Consider the following 6,352-nt stretch of genomic DNA (forward strand, 5'->3'; position numbering starts at 1 on the left):
AGCTTCTGTTGAACCGCCGATAGCCCCATCAGCGTTACCAGCGCCAGATCCCACGCCAGCACTACCATCACCATCCAGACGCCGCAGGTCGCCTGCTGGAGCAGCGTGACGTCCGGCCCCAGCAGCGCCGTCATCAGCGCCAGATAGAACAGAGCGTTCTTCGGATTAAGCAGCGCCGAACCGAGCCCCAGCAGGATCTGCTTCATCAGAGAAGGGCACCGCTGTCGGGTTTCTGCAAGCGCCAGCGCCTGAGGCCGGCTGCGCACCAGATGCGAGCCGATCCACAGCAGGTACAGCGCCCCGCAAAGTTCGATCAGCGTAAACAGCCACGTAAACTGGCGCAGCGCGCTCCATCCGATAATCACCAGAACAATATAGAGCGCGTTACCCGCGGCGATGCCGACGCACAGCCCGGCGCTGCCGCGCAGCCGATAGCGCGCCGCGTAGCCCACAAGCAGGAAAAAATCCGGGCCCGGGCTGAGCAGGGCAACAAAATGCGCCAGCGCCAGGGCGAGAAAAGCGGAAGGGAAGAACAGTTCCATAGCGACCTCAGTTAACAATCTGAGGTCAGAGTACGGCGTTGCAGAACCTATTTATTGTCTGATATTGATCGGCCCGTGGCGTACTGGCGCGGCGTGGCGGCGGTATAGCTGACGAAGGTCTTATGAAAATGGCTCTGGTCGGCAAAGCCGCTCTGGTAGCCGACGTCGGCGATAGCATCCCCGGCGCGCAGCCGCGCTTTGGCGTACTCCACGCGGGAGACGTTGAGGAAGCTGCCCGGCGTCAGGCCGGTGTCCTGCCTGAAGGTGCGAATTAGCGTCTCCTTGCGCAGCGAGAACCGTTGGGCAAGTTCGTCGAGGGAAGGCGGGCTGGTGAGATCGGAAAGAAATGCCTCCTGAACCTGCTGGCTGGTTGAGCGAAGCGCATCGGCGTTATCCGCGCAGCGGGGAAGGGCAGAAAGCAGCGTCTCCACGGATGCCGGAGACATGGTCTGGACAACGTCCAGGTAATGGGCAAACAGGCCAGGGTTACGAATTACCTGTAGCGCCAGAGGAAGATCGGTGTCGATATAGAGCATATGGTAGCTGCGCGGTTGCCCGTCGACGGGGTTGCAGCTGTGCGGCGCAATAGCGGGGATCACGATGAGGTCACCGGGGTTAAGGATGTACTCTCTGTCATGACAGACGCAGCAGGTTTGGCCCTCCACAATTGCGCCGATGGAGAGCTGGGGATGACAGTGGCGTTTGTACGCCCGCGTGCTCTGCCAGGTGCTGCGCAGCTCAAGGCCTGAGGCGCGGTGAAAGGTCTGACGAACGTGTCGGGTATCGGTCATGGAAACTCCTTCTGGAGGTTTTTTATACCACGTCAGCGAACTCTCCGGCACTGCTTAACTCAGAACCTTCCGGATATACCCAACTTTACGTCCACAGCCAGTCATGTTGACTACCCTTAATACCCTAAGCGGTAAAACATGGAGATTCGATATGGCTTATCAGACAGTAAATCCTGCCACTAACCAGCTCATCAAAGAATACCCCTCACATACCGACGCGGATATCGAAGCGGCGCTCAAGGCGGCCGATGCGCTTTACCATTCGCAATGGGCGAAAGGCGACATCAGCCAGCGCCTGCCGGTGCTGCATAAGCTCGCCGACCTGATCGACGAGCGCGTGGAGGACCTGGCGAAAATCGCCAGCCAGGAGATGGGTAAGCTCATCGAACAGAGCCGCGGCGAGGTGAAGCTGTGCGCGCAGATCGCCCGCTACTACGCCGACAACGCGAAGCAGTTTCTGGCCCCGGTGAAGTACGACTCTGAGCTCGGTGAAGCCTGGGTGGAGCATCACCCCATCGGCGTGCTGATGGCCGTTGAGCCGTGGAACTTCCCGTACTACCAGCTGATGCGCGTCCTGGCGCCAAACCTGGCGGCGGGTAACCCCGTTATCGCCAAGCATGCCAGCATCGTGCCGCACTGCGCCGAGACCTTTGCGCATCTGGTGCGCGAGGCGGGCGCGCCGGAAGGGGCGTGGACGAACCTGTTTATCTCGTCTGAACAGGTAGCGAATATCATCGCAGACGATCGCGTGCAGGGCGCAGCGCTAACCGGCTCCGAAAAGGCAGGCAGCGTGGTGGCCGCGCAGGCGGCGAAGCACATCAAGAAATCGACCCTGGAGCTGGGCGGTAATGACGTCTTCGTGGTGCTGGATGACGCGGACCTTGAGAAGGCCGTTAAGATTGGCGTGAATGCGCGACTCAACAACGCCGGGCAGGTCTGTACCGCGGCGAAGCGCTTTATCCTGCATGAAAAGATTGCCGATGCCTTCCTGACCAAATTTACCGAGGCGTTTAAGCAGGTGAAGATTGGCGATCCGCTGGACGAAAGCACCACGCTGGGGCCGCTCTCTTCCAAAGATGCGCTGGAAACGCTGACCAAACAGGTTAACGAGGCGGTGAAAAACGGCGCCACGCTGCACTATGGCGGCAAGCCGGTGCAGCGCGACGGTAGCTTCTTCGAACCGACGATCCTGACGAATATCTCCCGCGACAACCCGGCGTACTTCGAAGAGTTCTTCGGCCCGGTGGCGCAGATGTACGTGGTGAAAAACGACGACGAGGCGGTCGCGCTGGCGAACGACTCCCACTACGGCCTGGGCGGGGCGGTGTTCAGCCAGGACATCGAGCGCGCGAAGAAAATGGCGTCGCGGATCGAGACCGGGATGGTGTACATCAACTGGCTCACCGATACCGCAGCAGAGCTGCCGTTCGGCGGCGTGAAGCGCTCCGGCTACGGACGCGAGCTGTCGGATCTGGGGATCAAAGAGTTTGTGAACCAGAAGCTGGTGGTGGTGCGTAAGTAAGCGGTCATAAAAAACCTGCCGGTTGGCAGGTTTTTTTTCAGTTGATTACTGGACTTCGATCTTGTCCCAGCCGCTTTTGAACATGCAGCTGTCGACTAACGTATCCCGGCGATATTCATTCGCGTCTTCAACCGTGTAGCTCGTGGAAATATCCTTTTTCTTGTTCTTTTTGTCCGTTTTTTCCGAGCTCGAACCGGTCACTACGTTATCCGGAGGCAGATCGATCAGGGCTTGCGCTTCGCATTCCGTGAGCTTTTTATTCATCTCAGCGTCGGTCACGCCCGGTTTTACCCATTTGTACTGGACGCAGCCGGTGAGCATCAGCGTGAGGCTCAGAACGCAAAGTGCGGTAATGCGGCGTTTCATTAGAAGGTTACTCCACCGCCTACATATGCGCCGTCAATCAGGGTGTGGTTTGGACGACCATCTTTGCCGTCAACGCTCACGTGGCGGTAGCCCACTTTCAGCGTAACCGGTTTGATTGGGGTCCAGCTTACGCCGCCGTTAGCTTCAACGTAGTTTTTCACGCTGTTGTTCAGGCCTTCAGGTGCCACATAGCCTTCGCCATAGACGTGGATGCTGTCGGTCAGCGCAACGTTTACGCCGCCGCCAATCGGGAAGGCCACGCCGTTATCGCCTTTTTTCGGGCCGATGTAGATGGCCTTTGCGCCCGCATTCAGCATCACCGGGCCCACTTCCAGATTGTAACCTGCGCCCACGCCACCGGTCTGGGTACCGTCGTCGGTGTTTTTCAGCCAGTTGCTTTCGAGATAAACACCGGAGGAGGATTTGCCCATTTCCAGGTTGAGGTTAGTAAAGTTTTTACCCTGCTCAATGCTGCCGCCCATTGCCAGTGCGGAACCCGAGATGGCGGTCAGTGCAGAAAGAAGAAGAATGTTCAGTTTTTTCATGATTCGTGCCTCATCATCAAATTAATCTGGGGGCACCTTAACAAGCGATGTTTATGACTGCAAATGTGATGCAAATCGACTTTTCATGCTGGGTTTGTTAATTTTTTTATCTTTATTTGTAACGCTGAGGTTGGGTTGTCGGTGTGTCAACGCGCATATTTCAGGCGTTGAGGAACAGTTTAATTTTTTGACTAAACGAAATCTGAACGAGCCAGGGATAGTGGTTTGAGATGAATTAATTGGGCTTCTAATAATTTCCAATTCCATTTCTAAAATCACATAAAAAAACAAATTTTTACATTTTTATGGTCATTATTCGCTCAAATGCCCGGCCACGCTTCCTTTCCATGTCATTTTTCTGACACGTTTGTTCATTACGTTGTGGGCTTCACTTTCTGGATGCTAACAATATGAAAAGAAAAATCATTCCTGTGCTTATCGGCTGTACGCTCTCTTTCTCTGGCCTGGCGGCGCAGCCCACGGCTGAGCGCTATGTTGTCAGCTTCCCTGACGGCTCACACGTGAAATACAGCGGCGCGTTTGCCGACGCGTTTCCAAATGGACTCCCGGTAGGGATTGGCTCCGGCCTGCTGTTTACGGGCAAGCAGGGCGATGCCCTGACCTTCGCGACCGTGACCGATCGCGGTCCCAACGCCGATGCGCCCAAAATGGGCAAAAACGAAGCCAAAATTTTTGTCACGCCGGATTTCGCGCCGCTGCTGATGACCATCCGCGTCCAGAACGGCAAAGCTGAGGCTGTCGACGCCCGTCCGCTGCATGATGATAAAGGCGAGATTAACGGCCTGCCGCTGCAAAGCGGCGTGATTGGATCCACCAATGAGGTAGCGTTCAGCGATACCCTTAAAATTCTGAAGGGTGACAACCGCGGGCTGGACACGGAAGGCATCACCCCGGACGGCAAGGGCGGCTTCTGGCTGTGCGACGAGTATGGCCCGTTCCTGATTAACGTCGACAGCAAAGGGAAAATTCTGGCGATCCACGGGCCGCAGGCGGCAGAAGGGGAAAAATCCATCGCGGGCGGTCTGCCAAACGTTATCAAGTGGCGCCAGCCGAACCGGGGCTTTGAAGGCCTGACCCGGATGCCGGACGGGCGTATTATCGCCGCCGTGCAAAGCACGCTGGATATCGACGGCAAGAGCAAAAAGCAGGCGCTGTTTACGCGTCTGGTCAGCTTCGACCCGGCGACCGGGAAAACCGCGATGTACGGCTATCCCATCGACAGCGCGGCCTACAGCAAAAACAGCGACGCTAAAATCGGCGACATCGTGGCGCTGGATGACCAGCACATCCTGCTGATTGAGCAGGGTGAGGATAAAAATGACGCGATGCGTAACCTTATCTACAAGGTGGATCTCAGCAAGGCGAGCGACCTGACCGCCTTCGACAAGCCGGGCGAGTACCCGGAGTTTGATGATGAGAAAACCCTGGCGCAGCGCGGCATTACCCTTGCTGCAAAAACGCAGGTTGTCGATCTGCGCGCGCTGGGCTGGAAGCAGGAGAAGGCCGAAGGGCTGGCGCTGATCGACGGCAAAACGCTTGCGGTGGCGAACGATAACGACTTTGGCGTGAAGGTGGCGATGCAGCACCCGGTCGAGGGCAAAAAGCTCAAGGATTATCGGGTGAACGCGGAAGGCAAGCTGACGCTGGATGATAAACCGGTGGAAACCACGCTCAGCGTGAAGCCGCTGAAGAAGCCGGAATCGGACAGCGAGCTGTGGATTGTGACGCTGCCGGAGGCGTTGAAATAATACCAGGGCTTACCCCTCACCCTCTCCCCAAAGGGGAGAGGGGAAGCAAGGCGGTTATTTCTGTAGACCCGCAAACGCCGCCCGGATTTCTTCTTCCGGCAGCTGGATACCGATAAACACCATCACGCTGTGCGGCGCTTCATCCCCCCACGGGCGATCCCAGTCGGCGCTGTACAGGCGCTGCACGCCCTGGAACAGCAGGCGGTTTGGCTCGCCGTCGATCCACAGCATTCCTTTGTAGCGCAGCAGCTTGTCGGCAAACGACAGCAGCAGGTTTTCCATCACGCGGGAGACCTCGCCGATGTCCACCGGATAGTCCAGCTCCACCACAATCGACGCCACGTCGTTTTGCTTGTCGGATATAAAGTGGAAGCGCGGTTTCGCGGTGACGTTCTCCTCCAGCATAAAGCCGTTGGTGTTAAACAGCTGGGCCAGGTCGATATCGCCATGCGTCACCGTATAAATCGGCGCGCGTGAGTTGATGCGCGTCAGGCGCTCGCGCAGTTTTTCGCTTTCGCCCGCCACGTCGGTTTTGGTCAGCAGAATGCGGTCGGCGTAGCCTACCTGAGACTGGGCGATGGTGAACTGGTTCATCTGCTCGTCGGCGTGGACCGCGTCCACGAGGGCAATCACCCCGTCCAGCAGGTAGCGCTGGCAGAGGATCTCATGAGAGAAAAAGGTCTGAATAATCGGGCCGGGGTCGGCCATGCCGGTGCACTCGATCACCAGGCGGTCGAAGTGTATGTCCTCACGATCGCGGCTGTCGAGCAGGTCCAGCAGGGCGTCTTCTAATTCGTTAGAGCGGGTGCAGCAGATG

At 57.4% G+C, this 6,352-nt stretch carries 7 protein-coding genes; 2 read left to right on the plus strand and 5 right to left on the minus strand.

The genetic code is table 11. From position 1 onward, the window contains the following. On the minus strand, window positions 1–542 hold a 542-nt coding region (locus tag UTO39_RS22135; RefSeq protein ID WP_320728109.1), incomplete at its 3' end, for a LysE family translocator. Between the two features lie 47 nt (window positions 543–589). Continuing rightward, entirely contained in the window at window positions 590–1,333 is a 744-nt protein-coding gene (locus UTO39_RS22140; RefSeq protein ID WP_320728110.1) for an AraC family transcriptional regulator, read from the minus strand. 151 nt (window positions 1,334–1,484) lie between these two features. Between UTO39_RS22140 and UTO39_RS22145 the strand changes: the two genes are divergently transcribed. Beyond that, a complete protein-coding gene (locus tag UTO39_RS22145; RefSeq protein ID WP_061099350.1) occupies window positions 1,485–2,855 on the plus strand; it encodes an NAD-dependent succinate-semialdehyde dehydrogenase in 1,371 nt (456 codons plus the stop codon). Between the two features lie 45 nt (window positions 2,856–2,900). On the opposite strand, the gene UTO39_RS22150 is transcribed toward UTO39_RS22145, so the two are convergent. Next, a complete protein-coding gene (locus UTO39_RS22150) occupies window positions 2,901–3,221 on the minus strand; it encodes a hypothetical protein (RefSeq protein ID WP_320728111.1) in 321 nt (106 codons plus the stop codon). Further along, on the minus strand, window positions 3,221–3,766 hold the full coding sequence (locus UTO39_RS22155; protein ID WP_061099349.1) for a YfaZ family outer membrane protein: 546 nt from the start codon (window positions 3,764–3,766) through the stop codon (window positions 3,221–3,223). Before UTO39_RS22155 ends, UTO39_RS22150 begins: the two co-directional genes overlap by 1 nt. Before the next feature lie 410 nt (window positions 3,767–4,176). Between UTO39_RS22155 and UTO39_RS22160 the strand changes: the two genes are divergently transcribed. Beyond that, a complete protein-coding gene (locus UTO39_RS22160) occupies window positions 4,177–5,535 on the plus strand; it encodes an esterase-like activity of phytase family protein (RefSeq protein ID WP_061099348.1) in 1,359 nt (452 codons plus the stop codon). Window positions 5,536–5,589: 54 nt separating this feature from the next. On the opposite strand, the gene yjiA is transcribed toward UTO39_RS22160, so the two are convergent. Beyond that, window positions 5,590–6,352, minus strand: a 763-nt coding sequence (gene yjiA, locus UTO39_RS22165) for a GTPase (protein WP_320728112.1), incomplete at its 5' end; no start/stop codon positions are given.

The sequence above is a fragment of the Enterobacter sp. 118C5 genome, from assembly GCF_034107645.1.
In the GTDB taxonomy this organism is placed as follows: Bacteria; Pseudomonadota; Gammaproteobacteria; order Enterobacterales; family Enterobacteriaceae; genus Enterobacter; species Enterobacter nematophilus.